At 73.0% G+C, this 20,549-nt stretch carries 25 protein-coding genes; 22 read left to right on the top strand and 3 right to left on the bottom strand.

Annotation, left to right across the window (positions count from 1 at the left end; genetic code table 11):
* Positions 1–41 precede the first annotated feature (41 nt).
* Positions 42–527, bottom strand: coding sequence for a flagellar export chaperone FlgN (gene flgN, locus K5S26_RS04205; RefSeq protein ID WP_221856311.1), 486 nt, complete (start codon positions 525–527; stop codon positions 42–44).
* A gap of 287 nt (positions 528–814) precedes the next feature.
* Here flgN and K5S26_RS04200 point away from each other — a divergent pair, with 287 nt between their 5' ends.
* The 17 genes from K5S26_RS04200 to K5S26_RS04120 all read left to right on the top strand — a co-directional run bounded on the left by K5S26_RS04200 (position 815) and on the right by K5S26_RS04120 (position 14,940).
* Positions 815–1,621 (top strand): sigma-70 family RNA polymerase sigma factor, encoded by an 807-nt coding sequence (locus tag K5S26_RS04200; protein WP_221856309.1) that lies wholly within the window; start codon positions 815–817, stop codon positions 1,619–1,621.
* A gap of 134 nt (positions 1,622–1,755) precedes the next feature.
* The gene (locus K5S26_RS04195; protein WP_221856307.1) at positions 1,756–2,583 is read left to right on the top strand and encodes a flagellin N-terminal helical domain-containing protein; all 828 of its coding nucleotides are present in this window, start codon (positions 1,756–1,758) and stop codon (positions 2,581–2,583) included.
* A gap of 129 nt (positions 2,584–2,712) precedes the next feature.
* Positions 2,713–4,098: a flagellar filament capping protein FliD gene (fliD, locus tag K5S26_RS04190; RefSeq protein WP_221856305.1), complete on the top strand. Its 1,386-nt coding sequence runs from the start codon at positions 2,713–2,715 to the stop codon at positions 4,096–4,098.
* Positions 4,098–4,562: a flagellar export chaperone FliS gene (gene fliS / locus K5S26_RS04185; protein ID WP_221856304.1), complete on the top strand. Its 465-nt coding sequence runs from the start codon at positions 4,098–4,100 to the stop codon at positions 4,560–4,562. The genes fliD and fliS overlap by 1 nt, the downstream gene beginning before the upstream one ends.
* Complete coding sequence (locus K5S26_RS04180) at positions 4,555–4,839, top strand: hypothetical protein (RefSeq protein WP_221856303.1); 285 nt, start codon at positions 4,555–4,557, stop codon at positions 4,837–4,839. The genes fliS and K5S26_RS04180 overlap by 8 nt, the downstream gene beginning before the upstream one ends.
* Positions 4,840–4,936: 97 nt before the next feature.
* On the top strand, positions 4,937–5,281 hold the full coding sequence (locus K5S26_RS04175; protein ID WP_221856302.1) for a flagellar basal body rod protein FlgB: 345 nt from the start codon (positions 4,937–4,939) through the stop codon (positions 5,279–5,281).
* Positions 5,278–5,670: a flagellar basal body rod protein FlgC gene (locus tag K5S26_RS04170; protein WP_221856301.1), complete on the top strand. Its 393-nt coding sequence runs from the start codon at positions 5,278–5,280 to the stop codon at positions 5,668–5,670. The genes K5S26_RS04175 and K5S26_RS04170 overlap by 4 nt, the downstream gene beginning before the upstream one ends.
* Complete coding sequence (gene fliE, locus K5S26_RS04165; protein ID WP_221856300.1) at positions 5,670–5,975, top strand: flagellar hook-basal body complex protein FliE; 306 nt, start codon at positions 5,670–5,672, stop codon at positions 5,973–5,975. The genes K5S26_RS04170 and fliE overlap by 1 nt, the downstream gene beginning before the upstream one ends.
* Positions 5,975–7,615 (top strand): flagellar basal-body MS-ring/collar protein FliF, encoded by a 1,641-nt coding sequence (fliF, locus tag K5S26_RS04160; protein ID WP_221856299.1) that lies wholly within the window; start codon positions 5,975–5,977, stop codon positions 7,613–7,615. The genes fliE and fliF overlap by 1 nt, the downstream gene beginning before the upstream one ends.
* Entirely contained in the window at positions 7,612–8,616 is a 1,005-nt protein-coding gene (gene fliG, locus K5S26_RS04155; RefSeq protein WP_221856298.1) for a flagellar motor switch protein FliG, read from the top strand. The genes fliF and fliG overlap by 4 nt, the downstream gene beginning before the upstream one ends.
* On the top strand, positions 8,606–9,259 hold the full coding sequence (locus K5S26_RS04150; protein WP_221856297.1) for a FliH/SctL family protein: 654 nt from the start codon (positions 8,606–8,608) through the stop codon (positions 9,257–9,259). The genes fliG and K5S26_RS04150 overlap by 11 nt, the downstream gene beginning before the upstream one ends.
* The gene (locus K5S26_RS04145) at positions 9,256–10,551 is read left to right on the top strand and encodes a FliI/YscN family ATPase (protein ID WP_221856296.1); all 1,296 of its coding nucleotides are present in this window, start codon (positions 9,256–9,258) and stop codon (positions 10,549–10,551) included. The genes K5S26_RS04150 and K5S26_RS04145 overlap by 4 nt, the downstream gene beginning before the upstream one ends.
* Positions 10,548–11,021 (top strand): hypothetical protein, encoded by a 474-nt coding sequence (locus K5S26_RS04140; protein ID WP_221856294.1) that lies wholly within the window; start codon positions 10,548–10,550, stop codon positions 11,019–11,021. The genes K5S26_RS04145 and K5S26_RS04140 overlap by 4 nt, the downstream gene beginning before the upstream one ends.
* The gene (locus K5S26_RS04135) at positions 11,018–11,800 is read left to right on the top strand and encodes a C40 family peptidase (protein ID WP_221856293.1); all 783 of its coding nucleotides are present in this window, start codon (positions 11,018–11,020) and stop codon (positions 11,798–11,800) included. Before K5S26_RS04140 ends, K5S26_RS04135 begins: the two co-directional genes overlap by 4 nt.
* Entirely contained in the window at positions 11,797–13,296 is a 1,500-nt protein-coding gene (locus K5S26_RS04130; RefSeq protein ID WP_221856292.1) for a flagellar hook-length control protein FliK, read from the top strand. Before K5S26_RS04135 ends, K5S26_RS04130 begins: the two co-directional genes overlap by 4 nt.
* Before the next feature lie 13 nt (positions 13,297–13,309).
* Positions 13,310–13,732, top strand: a complete 423-nt coding sequence (locus K5S26_RS04125) for a flagellar hook capping FlgD N-terminal domain-containing protein (protein ID WP_221856291.1) — start codon at positions 13,310–13,312, stop codon at positions 13,730–13,732.
* Positions 13,733–13,779: 47 nt separating this feature from the next.
* The gene (locus K5S26_RS04120; protein ID WP_221856290.1) at positions 13,780–14,940 is read left to right on the top strand and encodes a flagellar hook protein FlgE; all 1,161 of its coding nucleotides are present in this window, start codon (positions 13,780–13,782) and stop codon (positions 14,938–14,940) included.
* 112 nt (positions 14,941–15,052) lie between these two features.
* Here K5S26_RS04120 and K5S26_RS04115 read toward each other — a convergent pair whose 3' ends face one another.
* Both K5S26_RS04115 and K5S26_RS04110 read right to left on the bottom strand, forming a co-directional pair.
* Positions 15,053–15,754, bottom strand: a complete 702-nt coding sequence (locus K5S26_RS04115; protein WP_221856289.1) for a hypothetical protein — start codon at positions 15,752–15,754, stop codon at positions 15,053–15,055.
* A 91-nt stretch (positions 15,755–15,845) separates the two neighbouring features.
* Positions 15,846–16,751 (bottom strand): hypothetical protein, encoded by a 906-nt coding sequence (locus K5S26_RS04110; protein WP_221856288.1) that lies wholly within the window; start codon positions 16,749–16,751, stop codon positions 15,846–15,848.
* A gap of 202 nt (positions 16,752–16,953) precedes the next feature.
* Between K5S26_RS04110 and K5S26_RS04105 the strand changes: the two genes are divergently transcribed.
* The 5 genes from K5S26_RS04105 (at position 16,954) to fliN (ending at position 20,511) form a co-directional block, all read left to right on the top strand.
* Positions 16,954–17,187 carry a flagellar FlbD family protein gene (locus K5S26_RS04105; RefSeq protein WP_221856287.1) on the top strand — a complete coding sequence of 78 codons (234 nt, stop codon included), beginning with the start codon at positions 16,954–16,956 and terminating at the stop codon, positions 17,185–17,187.
* Positions 17,187–17,987: a motility protein A gene (locus K5S26_RS04100; RefSeq protein ID WP_221856286.1), complete on the top strand. Its 801-nt coding sequence runs from the start codon at positions 17,187–17,189 to the stop codon at positions 17,985–17,987. Before K5S26_RS04105 ends, K5S26_RS04100 begins: the two co-directional genes overlap by 1 nt.
* A complete protein-coding gene (locus K5S26_RS04095) occupies positions 17,984–18,805 on the top strand; it encodes an OmpA/MotB family protein (protein WP_221856284.1) in 822 nt (273 codons plus the stop codon). Before K5S26_RS04100 ends, K5S26_RS04095 begins: the two co-directional genes overlap by 4 nt.
* 90 nt (positions 18,806–18,895) lie before the next feature.
* On the top strand, positions 18,896–19,849 hold the full coding sequence (locus K5S26_RS19125; protein WP_221856282.1) for a flagellar motor switch protein FliM: 954 nt from the start codon (positions 18,896–18,898) through the stop codon (positions 19,847–19,849).
* Positions 19,846–20,511: a flagellar motor switch protein FliN gene (fliN, locus tag K5S26_RS04085; RefSeq protein ID WP_308122750.1), complete on the top strand. Its 666-nt coding sequence runs from the start codon at positions 19,846–19,848 to the stop codon at positions 20,509–20,511. The genes K5S26_RS19125 and fliN overlap by 4 nt, the downstream gene beginning before the upstream one ends.
* Positions 20,512–20,549: the final 38 nt, after the last annotated feature.

The raw sequence follows: 20,549 nt of genomic DNA, 5'->3' as shown, positions 1-20,549 counted from the left end.
GTGTTCGGATCGGGTGCTCGTGCGGTGCCGGCGCCGAGGCGTCAGAGGGCGGTGTCGACGATGCGGGGCGACGAGTCGTCGGGCCCGACCGTGCCGTCGGCGTCGTACTCGCCGGTGCGGATGCCGAGGCCGGCGATGGCCTCCTGCGTCGCCCGGACCGCGGCGCGAAGATGCACCTCGTTCGCGTCCCGACGCTGCGCGACCTCGGCCGTGAGCTCGGTCATGGCCCGCAGGTGCTCGGTGAACACGTCGCGCCAGGCATCGGTCGGCGCGTGCTCGATCAGCTGCCGCAGCGTGGCGTCGTCGGGTGCGCCCCACTCCTCGGCCACGCCGCTGACCTCCACGGCACGTCCGAGGCCCTCCTGGCGTATGCGCTCGAGCACCTGTTCGACCTCGCGCGTGGCGAAGTGGATCCACCGCGAACGTCCCGCTGCGAGCAGCAGTTCCTGCTCCTCCAGCTTGAACAGCAGCATCTCCAGCAGCTCACGCTCCCGCCACAGGTGCATCGAAAGCTCGTTGGCTCCCATTTCCCGTTCCCAATCTCCCCCTGATGCGACACGACCGGGATCGTGTCAGCTGCCACTATCGGCGAGCGTGGGGGTACCGTAACAAGCGGCCGTGGGGACTGGTACCCATTCACGACCGGAACGGGGATCCGAGAAGATCATCTGTTCTGCTTGCACGTCCATTTGGATCGCGATATATCTTCGATACGACATCCGCGCGGGTCACACCTCCGGATGCCGCATCGTGGGCTTCCCCCGAAGCCGAGAACTCCGCCCCTACCCCCCTAGAAGAGCGGCAGAACAGAAAAATGACGCGTGTCGAGCGCAATCGCCTCGTCGTGGAGAACCTCCCCTTGGTCGGCTTCCTCGCCGCCGAGCTGAGCTCCCGGGCGACCCACATCTCCCGCGAGGACCTCGCCGCGGCCGGCGCGCTGGCCCTGGTGACCGCGGCCGACGCGTTCGATCCCACGATGGGTGTGCCCTTCGGCGCCTACGCCCGCCGTCGCATCCTCGGCGCGTTCGCCGACGAGATGCGCGCGATGGACTGGGCCTCGCGCGGCATCCGGCGCCGGATCAAGGAGACCACCGCGGTGCGCGACACCCTCACGGCCGCGCTCGGACGCACGCCGACGACGGACGAGATCGCCTCGACGATGGGCGTCGACGCGCAGACCGTGACGGACGCGCTCGCCGATGCGGAGCGCACGGTGATCGCGCTCGACGACCCCATCGTGCACGCCGTGTCGTCCGACCTGCCCCTGCCCGACGCGGCCGCCGCGCAGGGCGAGCGACGCGAGGTGCTGCAGCACGCGCTCGAGGCGCTGCCGGAGCGGATGCGTCTGATCGTGCGGGCGGTGTACGTCGAGGAGCGGCCCGTCAAGGAGATCGCCGCGGAGCTCGGCGTGTCCCACTCGGCCGTCTCGCAGCAGCGGGCCGAGGGCCTGCGGCTGCTGCGCGACGCGCTCGACAGGTACGACGCCGAGAACCCCGGGGACTCCCCCGCACCGACCTCGCGCGTGTCCGACGCCGCCCGCGAGGCGTACTTCACGCGCATCGCCGCGAACGGCGGGCGCCGTCTCGCCGGCGCCTTCCTGAAGGGCGCCGCGGCGCTCTGACGACGACGCGACCGCGAAGGCCGGCTCCCCCAGGGGAGCCGGCCTTCGCCTTACCTCCCCGGGAGACCTGCCGATAGGTCAGAGCGGAGCTCACGGACGGGCTCCGCTTCACCACCCAGTCACGGAGGAAAACCATGGGTATGCAGATCAACACCAACGTGTCGGCGCTCAACGCCTACCGCAACCTGTCGAGCACGCAGAACGACCTGTCGAAGTCCCTCGAGAAGCTCTCGAGCGGCCTCCGCATCAACCGCGCTGCCGACGACGCGGCCGGTCTCGCGATCTCCGAGGGCCTGCGCTCGCAGGTCAACGGCCTGAACGTGGCCGCCCGCAACGCCCAGGACGGCATCTCGGTCATCCAGACCGCGGAAGGCGCCCTGACCGAGGTCCACTCCATCCTGCAGCGCGTGCGCGATCTCGCGGTGCAGGCCGGCAACGACTCGAACAACGCGGACTCGCGCACGGCCATCAAGACCGAGATCGACGCCCTCGGCGACGAGCTCACCCGCGTCGCCGCGAGCACGAACTTCAACGGGATCAAGCTACTCGACGCCACCAACGCCTCGCTGACGTTCCACGTCGGCGCCGGCGGCACGGCGGCCGAGGACCAGATCACGGTGGACTTCACCGACCTGTCAGGCCTCGGCGCGACGATCAAGGCTCTCGACGTGAGCTCGGCGACGACCGCGGCTGCCGCGATCGACGCCGTCGACACGGAGATCACGAGCATCTCGACCGATCGCGCGGGCCTCGGTGCGGCGCAGAACCGCTTCGAGTCGGCGATCAACTCGCTGCAGATCTCCTCGGAGAACCTCGCGGCAGCCGAGAGCCGCATCCGCGACACGGACATGGCCTCCGAGATGGTCAAGTACACCGCGGCGAACATCCTGTCGCAGGCCGGCACCGCCATGCTCGCGCAGGCGAACCAGTCGACGCAGGGCGTGCTGCAGCTGCTGCGCTGATAGAGCCCCCGCGGCGGTCCTCGGGCCGTTCGCGGACTCGTCCCGGCCCCGGGGAGGGACGGTCCCATCCCGTCCCTCCCCGGGCGCCATCCCCGATCCCGGACCTCCACGCGAAAACGGAAGGCGCGCATGGGACTCTCGCTCGATGGCCTCGTCTCGGGGCTGGACACGGCGGCGCTGATCGACGCCCTCATGGACGTGCAGTCCATTCCCCGCGCCCTGCTGAAGACGAAGGTCGATGACAAGGGCGTCATCATCACGCAGCTCCAGTCGCTGAACACCTCGCTGCAGGACCTGTTGACGCAGGCGAAGAAGGCGGCCGCCCCAGGCGCACTGTCCGCCTACCGCACCACGTCGTCGAGCGACGCGCTCACGGCGACCGCCGCGTCGGGCGCGACGCCCTCGACCACCGACGTCGTCGTCGACCGCGTCGCCACCGCGCAGACCCTGGTCACTGCGGCGCTGAGCGCCTGGCCGGACGACCCGCCGGTGCTCACCCTGGTCGACGCGGCCGGCGAGCGCGTCGAGATCACCGCCGCGTCGTCGTCGCCCGCCGACGTCGCACGCGCGATCAACGCCGCCGGAGCGGGCGTCGCCGCGACCGCCGTCGCCGCGGGCACCGACGCGTCCGGTGCTCCCCTGTTCCGCCTGCAGCTCAGCGCGACCGAGACGGGCACGGCCGGCGCCTTCCAGCTGTTCCGCGGCGACGCGGCGGCCGTCGACGCGGGCACGGCCGTCGACGTCGCCTCCGAGACCGGGGCCGCCGTGGTCGCGACCGCAGCCGACGCGCGGCTGCGGCTGTGGGCGGGGACGGCTGCGGAGCAGGTCGTCACGTCGTCGACCAACACCTTCACGGGGCTGCTGCCCGGCGTCGACGTGACGGTCTCCCGGGCATCGCCCGATCCCGTGACGATCTCCGTGGCGGTGGACGACGACGCGCGCGCGAAGACCGCCGGCGACTTCGTCGACCGGATCGCGACGATCCTCAAGCGCATCGACAACGGCTCGAAGGCGACGGTGGGCTCCTCGACCGGCGACACGACGACGCTCGGGGTGTTCACGGGCGACAGCACCGTGCGCGCCCTGCGCCACGCGCTCGCCGACGCCGTGCAGCATCCCGTCGGCGGCGTCTCCCCCTCGAGCATCGGCATCTCGATCGACCGCTACGGCGTGCTGTCCTTCGACGCGGAGCGCTTCAAGGCGGCGATGGCGGAGGACCCCGCGGCGGTCGAGAAGGTCTTCACCGGGCTGTCCGCGCGGGTCGAGACCACCACGACGCAGTACTCCGACCGCTACGACGGCCTGCTCACCGCGCGCATCACGGGGCAGCAGAGCGAGGTCAGCTCGCTGGAGGAGCAGATCGAGCGGTGGGACGTGCGCCTGGAGCAGCGCCGCGCGACCCTCGAGCGCACCTACGCGCGTCTCGAGACCATGCTGTCGCAGCTCCAGTCCCAGTCCGCCTACCTCACATCGCAGCTGGCGTCGCTGCCGACGACCAGCCAGGGAGACTCCTGATGAACGACCTCGCACCCGCACCCGCCGCTCGCGCCGGCGTCGCCCAGCTGCGCGCCGCGCAGCAGCGCTACCAGGCCGACGCCGTGATGTCCGCCGCGCCGGAGCGGCTGCTCACCATGCTGTACGACCGGCTGCTGCTCGACATCGAGCGCGGCGAGGCCGCGCAGCGGGCCGGCGAGTGGCAGGAGGCGAACGCCCAGCTGCAGCACGCGCAGTCGATCGTCGCCGAGCTCACCGCGTCGCTCACCGACGCCTGGGACGGCGCGGCCGGGCTGCGGGGCGTGTACGCGTTCCTCACCACCACGCTCGTCGGCGCGAACCTGGGTCGCGACCCCGAGCGCACCCGCTCCTGCCGCGACCTGGTGGCGCCGCTGCGCGAGGCCTGGCACGCCGCGGCTCAGCAGGTGGCGGCGGCGAACGCACGTCCGGTCTCGTCCGCCTTCCCCGCGCAGGCGCGTGCCTGAGGGCGCGGCGCAGCGCGAGTGGTCCGCGCTGCTCGACCGCTTCGAACGACAGCTCGACGAGGGTCCCGACGCCGCGGTCGGCGACGCGTGGGCCCCGGCCGCATCCCCGCTCCCGCCCGAGCTGGCCGACCGCGCGCGGCGCGCGCTCGCGGCCCAGCACGAGCGCATGGCGCGTCTCATCGACGAGCGGGACGACGCCGCGGCCCAGCTGGCCGCGCTCCGGCTCGTGCCCGCCGAGCCGGAGCGCCCCGCCGCGTACCTCGACCTCGACGGCTAACGCCCCGGACGGATCGGCCGATAGATCTGTGTGAGCACGGATCGCTCGCCACCCAGGCCACGGAACGGCCGAACCGCAGACCGAGAAAAACGGGATCGTGTTCGACTCAGTGACCATCAGCGCGCTCACGAGCGCCATGGACGGGCTCTCGCAACGCCAGCGGGCCATCGCGGACAACATCGCGAACGTCAACACGCCGGACTACCGCGCCAAGCGCGTCCAGTTCGAGGAGGCCCTCGCGGCCTCCGTGGCAGAGGGGTCGGGCCGCGTCGCCGCGACCACCGCGGAGTCGCTCGAGCCGACCCGCACCGACGGCAACAACGTCAACCTCGACACCGAGACGCTCTCGAGCATCGACACGGTGCTGCGCTTCCAGTTCGCCAGCCAGGCGATCGGCGGGTCGTTCAGCTCGGTGCGCACGGCGCTGAGGACCACGTCGTGACCTTCGACGCGATCGGCATCGCCGGCACCGGCCTGAACGTCCACCGCAAGTGGCTCGACGCGCTGAGCGACAACATCGCCAACGTCAACACGGCGTCCTCCACGGACGGCAGCGCCTTCCAGGCGCGCTATGTCGTGGTGGAGAACGACCCGGACAGCCCCGGTGTGCACGTGGCGGGCATCGCCCTCGGCGACGCCGAGGGACGGCTCGTCCACGAGCCGGACAACCCCCTCGCCGACGACGACGGCTACGTGCGCTATCCGGACGTCGACCTCGGAGACCAGATGAGCCAGCTCATCCTCGCCCAGCGCGGCTACGAGGCGAACGCCGCCGTGGTCGACCGTGCCAAGACCACCTACGAGGCCGCCCTCCAGATCGGACGCAGCTGATGCCGGTCCCCTCCATCGACTCCGTCTCGGGCGCCGCCGCCGTCGTCGCTCCGGCGCCGACCGCGCCGGCCGCCCCCGCCGACGGCAGCGGCTTCGCGTCGGCGGTGACCGGCGCCGTCGACGAGCTGCAGCAGCTGCAGGCCACGTCCAACCAGCTCGCGGTCTCCGCCGTCACCGGCGACCTCACCGACATCCACTCCGCGATGATCGCCTCCACCCGCGCGTCGGTGACCCTCGAGCTGGTCGCCGCCGTGCGCAACAAGGGCGTCGACGCGTTCACCGAGATCATGAGGATGCAGGCCTGATGCCCCAGGCGGTCACCAACGTCTTCCAACGCCTCGGCCGTGCCGTGGCGAGCTTCACCCTGGCCCAGCGCACCATCGCGATCATCGGCGTCGCCGTGCTGGCGCTCGGGGCGGTCGCCCTCGGCAGCTGGCTTGCGCGTCCGCAGCTGACCCCCCTGTTCAGCGGGCTGTCGGCGTCGGACGCGAACGCCGTGGTCGAGCAGCTGCGCTCGTCCGGCGTGCAGTACGAGCTCTCCGACGGCGGCGGCACCGTGCTGGTGCCCCAGCAGGACGTCTACGACCAGCGCCTCACCGCCGCGGCGGCGGGCCTGCCGACGGAGAGCTCCGGCGGCTACACGCTGCTCGACGACATGGGCGTGACCACGTCCGAGTTCCAGCAGTCGGTCACCTACAAGCGCGCCATCGAGGGCGAGCTCGCCCGCACGATCTCCGCACTGGACGGGGTCAGCGCCGCCTCCGTGCAGCTGGCGATCCCCGAGGAGAGCGTCTTCGTCGCCGAGACCGCCGATCCGACGGCGTCCGTGTTCGTCGAGACGCAGGGCCGGACGACGCTCGACGCCAGGCAGGTGGAGGCGATCGTGCACCTGACCTCCGCGGCGATCAGCGGGATGAGGCCCGAGAACGTCGCCGTCATCGACCAGTCCGGAGAGACCCTCTCGGCGGTCGGGATCGGCACGACGGGCGGCACCGACCAGCAGGCGAGCGACTACGAGACCCGTGTCGCCGCGAGCATCCAGACCATGCTCGACCGCGTGGTCGGCGCGGGCAACGCGACGGTGACGGTCGCGGCCGAGATGTCGCGCGCCACCAGCGAGCGCGTCGACGAGACCTATACGAACCCGGAGGACGCGCCGCCGGCCACCGAGCAGACCCGCACGGAGAGCTACACCGGCGGCACCGGCGGCACCGGCGTGCTGGGCCCCGACAACATCGCGGTGCCGACCGGCGAGGCGGGCGGCAGCTACGAGTCGACCGAGACCACCCGCAACAACATGGTCAACAAGTCGACCGAGACGATCACCACGCCGGCGGGCGACATCACCCGCCAGGCCGTGTCGGTGGCGGTCGACTCCGGTGCGGTCGCCGGCATCGACGTGACGCAGATCGAGGACCTCGTCGCGACCGCGGCGGGCCTCGACGGCGAGCGCGGCGACGAGGTGACCGTCGCGCTGATGTCGTTCAGCACGGCCGACGCGGACGCCGCGCAGCAGGCGCTGCTCGAGGCGAGGCAGGCCGAGGAGGCGGAGCGCGCGGACGGCGTGCTGCGCACGTCGCTGATCGCGGCGGCGATCGGCCTCCCGCTGCTCATCGGCGTGATCGTCCTCGCCGTGCGCTCCCGCCGCCGGCGGGAGCCCGAGGACATGGGATCGCCCCTCGAGCTCACCGCGGAGACGCTGCTGCTCACTCCGCAGGACGCCGACGACGCCGACACCGTGCAGCTCACCACCGTACCGCCGCCGTCGCCGTTGGAGACGGTCGCGCCGACGATCGCGCTCGACGTCGAGCCGGAGCCCGGCCCCGAGCCCGATCAGCTGGCGCTGGAGCGGCAGCGCGTCGAGCTCGAGGCAGTGGCGCGGCGCGACCCCCAGAAGACCGCCGAGGTGCTGCGCAGCCTGATGTCCGACCGGGTCGACGCGTGATCGAGCTGACCGGGTCGCAGAAGGCGGCCGTCGTTCTGATGAACCTCGACCCCGCCCGCGCGGTCGAGGTGATGAAGCACCTCAGCGAGACCGAGGCGGAGGAGCTCGCCGCGGAGATCATCCGGATGGGGCGCCTCGACGCCGCGACGACGACCCGCGCCCTGCGCGAGTTCCATCTCGTCGCATCGGGCAGGCTCAGCCCGGGCCGCGGGGGACGGGACATCGCCGCGCGGCTGCTGGAGGCGTCGTTCGGCGCGGAGCGCGCCGCGGGCGTGCTCACCCGCGTGAACTCGTCGATGGCGGGCACCTCGCTCGAGTTCCTGAACGTCGCCGACCCGGCCCAGCTCGCGACCCTGCTCGAGGGCGAGCTGCCGCAGACCATCGCGCTCGTCCTCGCGCACCTGCGCACGAGCCATGCGGCCGAGGTCCTCGCGGCCCTCCCCGACCCGCTTCGCACCGACGTGGCGCAGTCCATCGCGACGATGGGCACCCCCACGCAGGAGGCGGTCGCCGTCGTGGCCGAGACGCTGCGCTCGCGCACCGGCGTGTTCGCAATGCGGGAGGCGACCGAGACGGTCGGCGGCGTGCAGCCCCTCGTCGAGATCATCAACCGCTCCGAGGCGACCATCGAGAAGGCCCTGCTGGAGAGCCTGGAGGATCGCGACACCGCCTTGGCGGAGGACATCCGCTCGCGCATGGTCACGTTCGCCGACCTCGTCAAGCTGGAGGACCGCGACGCGCAGCGCGTGCTGCGCGGGGTCGACATCCGCACGCTCGCGCTGGCGCTCAAGGGGGCGAACCAGGGCATCGCCGAGGTCGTGCGCAAGAACGTGTCGGAGCGCAACCGCGAGGTGCTCGACGACGAGGTGCGCATCATGGGGCCGGTGCGCATGTCGCAGGTCGAGGAGGCACGGGCCGAGATCGTGCGCACGATCCGCGCGCTCGCGAGCGCCGGCGACATCACGGTGCACCGCGCGGACGAGGACGAGTATGTCTACTGACCCGTCGGCCGCGGTGCCGCCGCCGGCGCGGTTCGCGGCGGCGGTGTTCCCCCGCATCGCCGGGCGCAGCCCCGATGCCGACCGCGAGCTCGCATCGGCGCGCGTGCGCGGCTATGCGGCGGGGCACGCGGAGGGAATGCGCGCGGCTGCCGCTGCGGCCGACCTGATGAGGGAGGAGGCGCAGCGGGATCGCGAGCAGGAGCGCGTCGCCGGTGAGCGCGCCATCGCCCTCTCGGTCGGCGCGCTCGAGGCCGCGGCGCTGTCGCTGGCGGAGCGCGAGCGCCAGCTCGCCGACGCCGCGCAGCGCACGCTCGAGCGCCTGGCCGTCGACCTCGCGGAGGTCGTCGTCGCGCGTGAGCTGGCCGACGGCGAGGACTCAGCGCGCGCGGCCCTGCGTCGCGCGCTCGCGGAAGCGCCGCCCGCCGAGGTGCGGGAGGTGCGCCTGAGCACCGCCGACCTGGAGACCCTGCGCGCCCAGGACGCCGTGCCGTCCGGGATCGCCCTGACAGCGGACGGCTCCCTCTCCCCGGGGGACGCCGTCGTCGTGGTGCCGGACGGATCGGTCGACGCGCGCATCCGGGCCGCGTTCGACCGCGCCCGCGCGGCGCTCGGCGACCGCGCAGGCGAGCGGGGTGCCCCGTGAGCTGGCAGGCGGTGCTCGACGCGGCGCGTCCCGAGCGCGTCGGCACCGTCTCGCAGGTGCTGGGGCTCGGCGTGGAGGTGCGCGGGCTCGAGGCGGCGGTCGGCGATCTGCTGACGCTCGGCGACGGGATCGAGGCGGAGGTCGTCGCGACGGGCGGCGGCGCGCTGCGCTGCATGCCGCTGGCCGCGATGTCGGGGCTGACGACCGGCACCGCCGCACGTATGGCGGGAGGGGCGCTGGGCGTGCCCACCGGACGGGCGCTGCTCGGCCGCGTGCTCGACGGCCTGGGGCGCCCGATCGACGGTCGCGGCCCCCTCGTGGACCCTCCTCGTGTGAGTGTCGACAACCTTCCGCCGGCCGTGATGGATCGCGCCCGCATCGACGTGCCGCTGTCGCTCGGCGTGCGCGCCGTCGACACCATGGCCTCCGTCGGGCGCGGGCAGCGCCTAGGCCTGTTCGCGGGCTCCGGCGTCGGCAAGTCGTCGCTGATGTCCATGATCGCCCGCGGCACCGAGGCGGAGGTGGCCGTCATCGCGCTGGTGGGCGAGCGCGGGCGCGAGGTGCGCGAGTTCCTCGAGGACGACCTCGGGCCGGAGGGCCTCGCGCGGTCGGTCGTCGTCGTCTCGACGTCCGACCAGCCGGCGATGACGCGGCTGCGCGCCGCCTTCACCGCGACGCGGATCGCCGAGGCGTTCCGCGAGGACGGCGCCCATGCGGTGCTGATGATGGACTCGCTCACGCGCGTCGCCATGGCGCAGCGCGAGATCGGGCTGTCGGCGGGCGAGCCTCCCGCCACCCGCGGCTACCCGCCGTCGACGTTCTCGGTGCTGGCACGCCTCCTCGAACGGGCCGGCACGGGCCGCGAGGGGTCCGTGACCGGGCTGTACACGGTGCTGGTCGACGGCGACGACCACAACGAGCCGATCGCCGACGCCGCGCGATCGATCCTGGACGGTCACATCGTGCTCGACCGCGCCCTCGCGCTGACCGGTCACCACCCCGCGATCGACGTGCTCGGCTCGGTCTCCCGTGTGGCGGGGAAGGTCACCACGCCGGAGCAGCGCCGGCTGGCGACGACGCTGCGCACCGTGATGGCCGCCCGCCGCGGAGCCGGCGACCTGATCGACATCGGCGCGTACCAGCCGGGGGCGAACCCCCGGGTCGACGCCGCCATCGCCCACGAGCGCGAGATCGCCGCCTTCCTCACCCAGCCGCTGGAGGAGTCGTGCCCCGCACCGGAGGCGTGGCACCGGCTGTCCCAGCTCGTCTCGACGTTCGGAGATGTGACATGACCCGAGGCTTCTCACTGGCCGGCCTGCTGCGGCTGCGCGGCGTCCAAGAGCGGGCCGCCGCCGAACGGCTGTCGCGCGCGGCGATCGCGGCGCAGCAGACCGAGGCGCGCGACCGGCGCACGCGTGCGGCGCTCGCGAAGGCGGACGACGACGCCGTGGACGTCCGCACGCTCGCGGCGATCGCGGCGTCGCGTGCCGCGGCACGGTCGAGGCTCGCCGATCTGGCTCTGCTGACGGATGCGCAGCGCGCCGACGTCGACGAGGCCCGACGCGTCCACGGCGAGGCCAAGACGCGCGCCCGGGGCCTCGAGAAGCTCGAGCGCGCGCACGCCGAGCGCGAGCGCGTGAACGACCTCCGCGTCGAGCAGGCCGCGCTGGACGAGATCGCCTCCGCGCGCTCGATCGCCGGCCGGTCCGCCGGCGTCGGAGCCGCGCCCCGCCTCACCGCCGCAGCCGAGGACGTCGCATGAGCCTGTCGGCGGCGACGGACCGCATCGGCGCGATCCAGACGATGATCCAGGATCTCGTGGAGCCTCGGACGACGACGTCCGGAACGTTCGGGGTGTCCGGAGCGTCCACGGTGTCCGCGACGGGCGCGGCGACGGCCACCGGGGCGACGACGGTCGCGGGCTCGACCGCCGAGGACTTCGCCGCGGCGCTGCGCACGGCGGCGCTCGGATCGTCCGCGACGGCGGACGGCGTGGCCTCGGGCGACGACGTCGTCGCCCGGGCGAGGCAGTACCTCGGCGTCCCCTACGTCTTCGGCGGCGAGGACGCCACGGGGATGGACTGCTCAGGCCTGGTGCAGCGCGTGTTCGCCGACCTCGGGGTGGACGTGCCCCGCGTCGTCCAGGACCAGGCCGACGTGGGCGTGGAGGTGCCGTCCCTCGACCAGGCGCAGCCGGGCGACCTGCTCGTCGTGAAGGGCGAGGGTCACATCGTGATCTACGCCGGCGACGGCAAGATCATCCACGCGCCGCGTCCCGGCAAGGACGTGCAGCTGGTGGACAACTATCTGTCCGCCGACGAGATCTCCACGATCCGCCGCATCGTGCCCGCCGGCGAGGCGTCGTCGACGGTCGGCCCGGTCGCCGACGTCACCGCGACCGGAGGATCTCCGGCCCAGGCGCCGGAGATCGACGCGGCCCAGCTGCTGTCGGTCATGCAGACGATGTTCGCCTCGCAGGCCACGGGGCTCGCCCAGGCGATGCCCGCCGGCGGGACGCTCACGACGGGGCTGCTCGGATGAGCCTCGTCGGCCTGCTCCCGGCAGCCGCACCGACGCCGCGCGCGGGCGGCGCCTCGTCGGGCTCGGCGGAGGCCGCGTCCCTGTTCGGCGCCGCGCTCGCCGCGCTCGCCGATCCCGTCTCGCCGACGCCGCCGGCCCCGACTCCCCCGTCGCCCGTCGCCGCTCACGCGGACGGCGGCGAGACGCCCTCGACCGGGAGCGGCCTCGCCGAGATCGCACCGTCCGACGCGGCGAAGCCCGACGCGGCCGATCCCGGGCCGACCGACCCCGCGGCGACGGCGGCAGAGCCGGCGGACCCCACGGCCTTCCTACCCGGATCGAGTCGAGCACCGGAGTCGGTGCCGGTGCCGGTGCCCCAGGGCGCGCACGCGACGGGCCTCTCGCTCGACGCGAGCCCGTCCGATGCCCCGTCCGGGGCGACGGCGCCGTCCGACACCTCCCCGTCCGAGACCGCGGCGGACGGCGCGGCCGACCGCCGCGCGGTCGCCACCGGCACGCCGCCGGAGCACGCGGGCGTGCCCGCCCCGGTCTCGTCCGGCGCGGCGGACGGCGACTCCGGCCTAGGCGGCGCCGAGGGACCCGTGACGACCGTGGACGCCGCCACGGGCGCGCCCGCGCCGCTGACGACCGTGACGACGCCCGACGCGGGGCGCCCCGTCGCGGCGGACACGACCTCCGCGCCGCTCGCCGCGACGCCCGCGGCCGGGCGGCCGGACGGGGCGGACGCCACGAGCCGCGCCGCCGCCTCCCGACCCGAAGACGCCGAACCGCAGGTCGCGGCCCCCGGCGGACGCGTGGGCGCGGCGGCAGCCGTCCCCGTCGCCCCGACGACGTCGGCGGCCACGCACGAGGCCGACGGGGCGCCGCGCGATCCCGCTCCGGTCCAGACGACAGGCACCGCCGCCCCGGAGAGCCCGGTCCGCACGGCCGCTCCGGCCGCCGCGCCGCCCCCGGCGGCGACCGCCGGGCCGCGGCCGCCGCTCGTCCCGCAGCTCGTCCCGCACGTGACCGCGCTCGCCGCCGCGGGCGACGGCGATCACGAGGTCACGCTCACGGTCTCGCCCGAGGACCTCGGGCCGGTGACCGTGCGCGCCCGCATCTCCGGCGACACGATGCGGATCGAGCTCTTCTCGCCGTCGGACGTCGGCCGCGACGCCCTCCGTCTCGTCCTCGCCGACCTGCGACGCGACCTCGCGATCGCCGCGCCGCACGCGACCCTGTCGCTGGCGACCGGCGAGCCGGCCCCGTCCGCGGGACACTCGTCTCCGCAGTCCTCCACGCACACCGGCGCCGACGGATCGCAGGCCGGCCGCGACGGCGCGCCGCAGCAGTCGCCGCGTGACGGCTCTCCGCACGCGGCGCGCGACCGCGCCGAGCGCCCCTCCCCGGGTTCCCGCCCCGGCGACGCAGACGGCGGGCACGCCCGAGCCGCGACCGATTCCCCCCTCCCGTCGAACGGCTGGGCGGCAGCCGCGTCCTTCGACGTGCTCGCCTGATCGAGAGGATCCCATGCCCACCGTCGACCCCGTCTCCGCGACCGGCCTCTACACGCGCAACGAGACCCCCGCGAGCGAGCGCAAGCAGTCGCTCGACTCGGAGGTGTTCCTCCAGCTGCTGGTCACGCAGCTGAAGAACCAGGACCCGAGCTCTCCGATGGACACCAACGAGATGATCTCGCAGAGCACGCAGCTCGCCATGATGGAGCAGCTCACGACCCTCGCGTCCACGTCGAACGAGACGTTCGCCCTCTCCATGCGTCAGACCGCGGCCGACCTCGTCGGCCGGCAGGCGTCCTACCTCGACGCCGACGGCGAGACGCGCACCGGCCTGGTGACCGCCGTGTCGTTCGCCTCTGGCACGCCGCAGGTGCTGTTCGGCGACGTGTCCGTGCCCCTCGACGCCGTCTCCGGCGTCGCCGTCGCCGTCGCCTGAACCCAGAACTGATCCCCAGAACCTCCTCCCTACGAAAGAAGGCAGCCATGCTCCGCTCCCTCTACGCCGGCATCTCGGGCCTGCGCTCGCACCAGACGATGCTCGACGTCACCGGCAACAACATCGCCAACGTCAACACCGCGGCGTTCAAGGCGTCGTCCGTGCAGTTCCAGGACACGCTCTCGCAGATCGTGCAGAACTCGGCCCTGCCGCAGGCCGAGACGGGCGGGCGCAATCCCGCGCAGGTGGGCCTCGGCGTGCAGGTTGCGTCGATCTCGACGAACTTCGCGCAGGGATCGGCGCAGGCGACCGGGGTGCCCACCGATCTGATGATCGCGGGCGACGGCTTCTTCGTGGTGCGCTCGGGCGCCGAGACGGCCTACACGCGCAACGGCGGCTTCTCGTTCGACGCGCAGGGTCGCATGGTCACGGCCGACGGTGCGTTCGTGCAGGGCTGGACGGCACAGGACGGCGCGATCGCCCCCGGCAGCCCGACCGGCAACATCACCCTGCCGGTGGGCGCCGTCTCCCCCGCCGCGGCGACGACGTCGGCTCGCGTCACGGGCAACCTGCCATCGGACGCGGCGGTGGGCGACGAGCTGGTGCGCGACGTCACCGTCTACGACGCGGAGGGCACGGCCGACACGCTGACCCTGACGTTCACGCGCACGGCGGGCGGATGGGACGTCGCGACGGCCGGCGGCGCGACGACGTCCCTCACGTTCGACGACGGCAGGCTCACGGGCGGCGGCTCGCTGACGGCCGGGCCCATCGCGGTCGACCTCTCCGCGGTGACCGGTTACGCCGAGCTGAAGACGGTCGCGATCGGCGGCCAGGACGGCAACGCCGCCGGCACGCTCCAGTCGTACGCGCTGTCCGACGACGGCAGCCTCGTCGGCACGTTCAGCAACGGCGAGACCGCCGTGCTCGCGCGGGTCGCGCTGGCGACGTTCGTCAACCCGTCGGGGCTGGAGAAGGCCGGCGGCTCGCAGTACCGTCCCACGGTCAACTCGGGCGACGCGACGATCGGCGAGGCGGGCGTGGACGGCATGGGATCGCTCATCAGCGGCGCCCTCGAGATGTCCAACGTCGACCTGTCGCAGGAGTTCACCAACCTGATCGTCGCGCAGCGCGGGTTCCAGGCGAACGCCCGCATCATCACCACGAGCGACGAGGTGCTGCAGGAGCTCACCAACCTGAAGCGCTGACAGGCACAGGCTTTCGCCTGTCTCTTACGCCCGTCCCGCAGAAGGGGAGGCCGTCGTCGTGGAACACGTCCTCGGCCCCCTCGCCGCTCGTCGTCGACTCGGCGTTCTTCTCCTACGGACGGGGGTCCGTGATGTGACGCCGGATCCGCACGACGAGTCGGCGGACCTCGACCGGGGCGTTCCTCGTGCCGCCGCCCTCCCACTGATCAGCCAGGGTGTGGAGCGCGGCAGCGCCGTCGCGCCTGCTCGCAGTCAGTGCCTTCGCGTTCAGCGACCAGGGTCCGGATGACTCTCTGTGCTGGTCGCGGATCGCCAAGAGGTTCGCGATGTCGACGACGTCCTTGTCCGCGCGCCGGTCGGACCAGGCAAGAGCCTTCAGCACCAATGCGAGCTCGACGGTGGGCACGCGCGGCATCGCGGTGAGGGCGGTGCCATCGCGCAGCCGCATCTCGACGTCGACCTCGCGCGCAGAGACGATGGCGGAGTTGAGGCCGGGCACGGAGTCGAATCGTCGACCGCCCAACTCGACTTCGTGGATCCGTGTCGCCGATCCCGTCGATGGCACCAGCACGTCGATGACCGCGTTGGGGATTCCCTCCGGAGTCTCCTTCTCGTACCGGTTACCCTGCGTGTCGGTGTATCCCTCGGCCACCAGGCTTTCGTGGATGTCACCGGTACGGGCCACCTGAACGGGGATGCCGGCGTCGGCGTCGCCGGTGCGCCTGACACTGAGCCCCGGCGAGGGGTGGAGCGCACAGAGGATCGCCACCATGTGGCCGCCGACGACGGCGGCGTCTTCATGTGTGGCGAGCACGCGGGTGAGGTCATGCAGGGCGATTTACGCGGCGTCGTCTGCGGCCGCTGAAGCGGCGAGGTAGGCAGGTCCCAGCACAGTGGGTCCCGCATCAGACACGAGCGAACCGCCGGATCGTCTCGTCTCGAATCATGCGGGCCGCCTCATCGTGATCGCCGGTGGTACCCGTGCGCTGGACGTCCCACGCCACGAGGAACGGGTCTGCGCACTGCACCCCTTGGATGGTCGTCGCCTGCGCGGGGACGCTCTTGTCCGAGGGCACGGAGAGTGCGATGGTGTGACCGCCCTCGTCGTCCATCGCGAAGCCGAGCGCCGCCATGTCGGGGGCGCCGAGGTTGCTGTAGAACATCGCGTGCTCGGGTCGCCGCCAGCCGAAGTAGCGATCGGCCGCGAGATCGCCAGTGAGAACTGCGGCCGGGTCGGCGGCGACGACGGAGTCGGCCTGGACGTCGAGTGCATCATCGCGCCACCAGTACGTCGTCAGCGTCTCGGCCGGTCTGTAGACGGACGCGAGCCAGTCCCACAGCCCTTCCGGGTCCACGACCGACCACCGCACGTCCATGCGCACGAACGGTGCGAGGGACTGGTTCAAGGCACTGTTGACGGCGCCGGAGGACACACCCGCCGCGGCGGCGAGCTCGCGCTGGCTCCATCGCCGCCCGGGATGGGCGAGCAGGGCGCGCGCGGCAGCCCACTGCGTCCGCGGCGCCGGACCGCGCTTGCCTGCGGTCGACTCAGACGGTCGCGGCGGCTGCGTGATGAGCATCACTCTGCCGTCCAGTGCGGCGAGCTCTCTCATGGCGGCCGTGGTGCGAACGACGGGCGCGATGATCGTGACGTCCGGGTGCTGATCTCGTAGCTCGCGCACGGCGGCCGGGTTCGGCCTGCGTGCGATGCGGTACAGCGTGCCGTCCTGTGCGCGGAGCAGGTCCGCGCTCAGCGGGGTGACACGCACGCCCCTCTCGGCCAGCGCCCTGATCGCCGCCGTCGCATCCATGTCGCCTCCTAGTTGTTCAGAGTATCCAACATTGTTGGAAACCCTGAGCACCACATGCTCGATACGCGCCTAACCGCCGCCGCGCGTCTGCCGACAGTCCTCTTCGACGGTCCAGGACGGGCCGCCGGCATCGCGACCCAGGACGGGTCGCACGCGTCACGAGATCCCCCGGATCGACGCACTGCATTTCCAGGATGGAGCCATGATCGTCGTCACGCGCCTGAACCGCACGCGGTTCGCGGTGAATCCCGACCTCGTCGAGCGGATTCACGCATCGCCCGACACCACTCTGGTCATGGTGGACGGAGCGACCTTCATCGTCCTGGAGACCATGGACGAGGTGATCGGCCGCATCTTCTCGTTCCGCGCCGAGGTGCTCGCCGCGGCCGCCGCCGGTGTGCGGTCCGCCGCTCGCGGCGAGGGGGTGACCGGCTGATGGATCCCGCGTTCCTGGTCGGCATCGTCCTCGCGTTCGGCTCGCTGTACGCGATGATCACGCTCGAGCACGCGAGCATCGCCTCGCTCTTCCTGCCCGCGCCGATGGTGCTCGTCTTCGGCGGCACGATCGCGATCGGCATCGCCAGCGCCACGGTGCGCGACGCCGTCTCCGCCGTGAAAGCCCTTCCCCGCGCCGTGCGCGGCGACCGCCGCAAGGCGTCCGCGATGATCGACGACATCGTCGCGTACGCGGAGAAGGCGCGCGCCGAGGGCCTGCTGTCGCTCGAGCAGCTCGTGCCCGACGCCGCCGACCCGTTCGCCCGCCGGGCGCTGCAGAGCATCGCCGACGGCACCGACGCCGACGAGCTGCGCGTCATGCTCGAGGACGAGATCGCCTCGACGGCGGCGCGCAACCGCACCGCCTCCCGGTTCTTCGCGACGCTGGGCGGCTATGCCCCCACCGTGGGCATCATCGGCACCGTCGTGTCCCTGACCCACGTGCTCGAGCAGCTCGACACCCCCGACACGCTCGGTCCGATGATCGCCGCCGCCTTCGTGGCCACGCTGTGGGGCCTGCTGTCGGCCAACTTCATCTGGCTGCCCATCGGAAACCGGCTGCAGCGTCTCGGAGAGCTCGAGCTGGAGCGGATGACACTGGTCCTGGAGGGCATGCTCGCGGTGCAGTCCGGCAGCCCGCCGCACCTGGTCGGCGAGCGTCTGCAGGCGCTCGTCGTCGAGCGGCCGGCGCGCGCGAAGGAAGAGCGCGAGCCGGCGCCCGAGCCGGTGGAGACGTCGTGAGCGTGCGCGGCGGCGGTCGGCGCCGCGTGCCCGACCACGCGGCGAACGGGCACGACGGGCCCGACGAGCGCTGGATGGCGTCCTACCTCGACATGGTCACGGTGCTGATGTGCCTGTTCATCGTGCTGTTCGCGATGTCGAGCGTCGACCAGCAGAAGTTCGACGCGCTGCGCGACTCGCTGGCGACGGGCTTCGGCCAGGAGCCCACCGACGAGATCGACTTCTCCGGCCTGGTGCTGCCCCCGGAGCTGCGCGCGAAGGACGTCGGCTACGCGTCCAACGCCGACCTCGCCGCGGCGCAGGCCGAGCTCGACGACCTGCGTTCGCTGCGTGAGCGCCTCGAGGGCGCGCTCGAGGCCCGGGGCATCGCGGACACGGCGGAGTTCACGATCGACGACCGCGGCCTCACGGTGGGCCTGGTCGGCGCCGAGACGTTCTTCTCGACCAACAGCGTCGACCTGACCGCCAAGGCCGTGACGGTGCTCGACGCCCTCGGATCGGTGCTCGTGGACGTTCCGAACCGGATCTCGGTCGAGGGGCATGCCGATCACCGCGCGCCGGTCGCCCCCTACCCCACGAACTGGGAGCTGTCCTCCGGCCGGGCGACCCAGGTGCTGCGGCATCTCGTGGAGGCCGACGGCCTGCAGGGCGACCGGACGCAGGCGGTGGGGTTCGGCGCCACGCGTCCCCTGGCGGACGGATCGGACGACGAGTCGCTGGCCCGCAACCGCCGCGTCGACATCGTCGTGCTCTCGGACGCCGCGGAGGAGGTGCGCGCGCTCATCCCGGGGCTGGTGGAGGGGGACGCCCCCTCCTGACCGCGATGCCTTTCCCCCTCTGACCCGGCGGCGCCGATCCGGCGCGCGCCGCTCCTTACGCGCACCGCCACGCGCCCGATAGTCGGGTTCGTGGTGATCGAGCAGCGCGCGACCGTGCTTGCGCCGGCGGATGCGGCGCCGGCCGTCGAGCCGTACGACTTCGGCCGCCCGGCGACGCTCGCGCGCGAGCACGCCCGCGTGCTCGAGCTGGCCTTCGAGACGTTCGCGCGCCAGTGGGCGACGCAGCTGACCGACAAGATCCGCGTGCGCGCGCACGTCGGCCTGCAGCAGGTCTCGCTGCGCACCTATGCCGAGTACGCCGACTCCCTCCCGCCGACCACGACGATCGTCGTGTGCTCGCTGCCCGATGTCGAGGGCAAGGGAATCGTGCAGTTCCCGCTGTCGGCGGCGCTGTCGTGGATCGTGCAGATGGTGGGCGGGCGTCCCGTCGACATCGCCGAGGAGCGCGCTCTCACGCCGGTCGAGCAGGCGCTCATCCGGCATCTCACCGCGGGCGCCCTCGACCATCTGGGCAACGCGCTCGGCGGGCTGTTCCCGCGCGGTCTGACGGTCGCGGGCATCCAGTACAGCCCCCAGTTCGCGCAGCTCGCCTCGGCCGGCGACCTGGTCGTCGTGGCCCAGTTCTCGCTGCTGCTGGGCGAGCGCCCGGTGCCCGCCAGCGTCATGCTGCCCGCGCACCTCGTGCTGGAACGGCTCAACGTCGACAATCCCACGGCCCCCGCGGAGACGGCTCCGAGGCTCATCCGCCGACAGGTCGAGGAGACCCCGGTCGACCTCTCGCTGCGCCTCGCCCCGCTGACCGTGCACCCCGCCGACGTGCTGGGGCTGTCCGTGGGAGACCTCATCCGCGTGCCCCACGCGCACGACCGTCCCCTCGACCTCGTCGCCGGCGACGTCCCGGTCGCGACGGCCGCGGTGGGGACGAGCGGCGCCCGGCTCGCGTGCGTCGTCACCGCCACCTCATCGGACGGGTCCGCGGCCGCGGACCGTCCCGACCATGCCGATCCAGAGGAGCCCAGGTGAGCATCACCGCCCACGAGTCCGCCGTCGCCGCCGCCTTCGCGGCGCGGATGCCGACGACGACCGCGATCAGCGCTCGTGCCTCGCAGGCCTCGGGCGACACCGGCGACGCCGTCATCGCGTCGTACGTCGGCGACACGAGCGCCGAGTTGGCGGTGCTGCTGCTGGACCCCGGCGCCCTCAACGACGGCGTGCCGCACGCTCCGCTCGGCGACCGTCTGCACGACGCCCTCGACGCGGCCGCCGCCACGCTCGGACCGGGCGTGCTGGGTCAGACCCGCCTCGGCGACGCCTCGGCGCTCTTCTCGCACCCGCAGGCCCAGATCTTCGACCTGCAGGACGACGCCGGTCGCGTCGTCGGGCGTCTCGCGGTGCGTGTGACGCCGGGCACCGCGGCTTCCTCGGCCGCGTCGACGAGCTCGCGTCGGCTGCACCGGATCGCGGGCGTCGAGATGGATCTGACCGTCGAGATCGGCCGCACCCGCATGGCGGTGCGGGACGTGCTCGATCTCACCCCCGGCCGCGTGGTCGAGCTGGACCGGTCGGCCGGCGCTCCGGCCGACGTCAAGCTCAACGGCCGGCTGATCGCGCACGGCGAGATCGTCGTCGTCGACCAGGACTACGCGGTGCGCATCACGCGCATCCTCGAGAACGCCGAGGTCTGACCTGGACGATCTGCTCCTCGCCCTGCGCGTCGCGGTCT

The sequence above is a fragment of the Microbacterium marinilacus genome, assembly GCF_019753765.1.
Taxonomy (GTDB): domain Bacteria; phylum Actinomycetota; class Actinomycetes; order Actinomycetales; family Microbacteriaceae; genus Microbacterium; species Microbacterium marinilacus.
This window is presented reverse-complemented; position numbering and strand designations above follow the sequence as displayed.

Excerpts from the sequence above, each read along its gene's own strand:
- K5S26_RS04105 (WP_221856287.1), top strand. The coding sequence starts at position 16,954 with ATGATCGTCGTCACGCGCCTGAACCGCACGCGGTTCGCGGTGAATCCC.
- K5S26_RS04110 (WP_221856288.1), bottom strand. The coding sequence starts at position 16,751 with ATGGATGCGACGGCGGCGATCAGGGCGCTGGCCGAGAGGGGCGTGCGT.
- K5S26_RS04195 (WP_221856307.1), top strand. The coding sequence starts at position 1,756 with ATGGGTATGCAGATCAACACCAACGTGTCGGCGCTCAACGCCTACCGC.
- fliS (WP_221856304.1), top strand. The coding sequence starts at position 4,098 with ATGAACGACCTCGCACCCGCACCCGCCGCTCGCGCCGGCGTCGCCCAG.
- K5S26_RS04125 (WP_221856291.1), top strand. The coding sequence starts at position 13,310 with ATGCCCACCGTCGACCCCGTCTCCGCGACCGGCCTCTACACGCGCAAC.
- K5S26_RS04200 (WP_221856309.1), top strand. The coding sequence starts at position 815 with ATGACGCGTGTCGAGCGCAATCGCCTCGTCGTGGAGAACCTCCCCTTG.
- fliD (WP_221856305.1), top strand. The coding sequence starts at position 2,713 with ATGGGACTCTCGCTCGATGGCCTCGTCTCGGGGCTGGACACGGCGGCG.
- K5S26_RS04140 (WP_221856294.1), top strand. The coding sequence starts at position 10,548 with ATGACCCGAGGCTTCTCACTGGCCGGCCTGCTGCGGCTGCGCGGCGTC.
- K5S26_RS04100 (WP_221856286.1), top strand. The coding sequence starts at position 17,187 with ATGGATCCCGCGTTCCTGGTCGGCATCGTCCTCGCGTTCGGCTCGCTG.
- K5S26_RS04135 (WP_221856293.1), top strand. The coding sequence starts at position 11,018 with ATGAGCCTGTCGGCGGCGACGGACCGCATCGGCGCGATCCAGACGATG.
- fliF (WP_221856299.1), top strand. The coding sequence starts at position 5,975 with ATGCCCCAGGCGGTCACCAACGTCTTCCAACGCCTCGGCCGTGCCGTG.
- flgN (WP_221856311.1), bottom strand. The coding sequence starts at position 527 with ATGGGAGCCAACGAGCTTTCGATGCACCTGTGGCGGGAGCGTGAGCTG.
- fliE (WP_221856300.1), top strand. The coding sequence starts at position 5,670 with ATGCCGGTCCCCTCCATCGACTCCGTCTCGGGCGCCGCCGCCGTCGTC.
- K5S26_RS04120 (WP_221856290.1), top strand. The coding sequence starts at position 13,780 with ATGCTCCGCTCCCTCTACGCCGGCATCTCGGGCCTGCGCTCGCACCAG.
- K5S26_RS04130 (WP_221856292.1), top strand. The coding sequence starts at position 11,797 with ATGAGCCTCGTCGGCCTGCTCCCGGCAGCCGCACCGACGCCGCGCGCG.
- K5S26_RS04150 (WP_221856297.1), top strand. The coding sequence starts at position 8,606 with ATGTCTACTGACCCGTCGGCCGCGGTGCCGCCGCCGGCGCGGTTCGCG.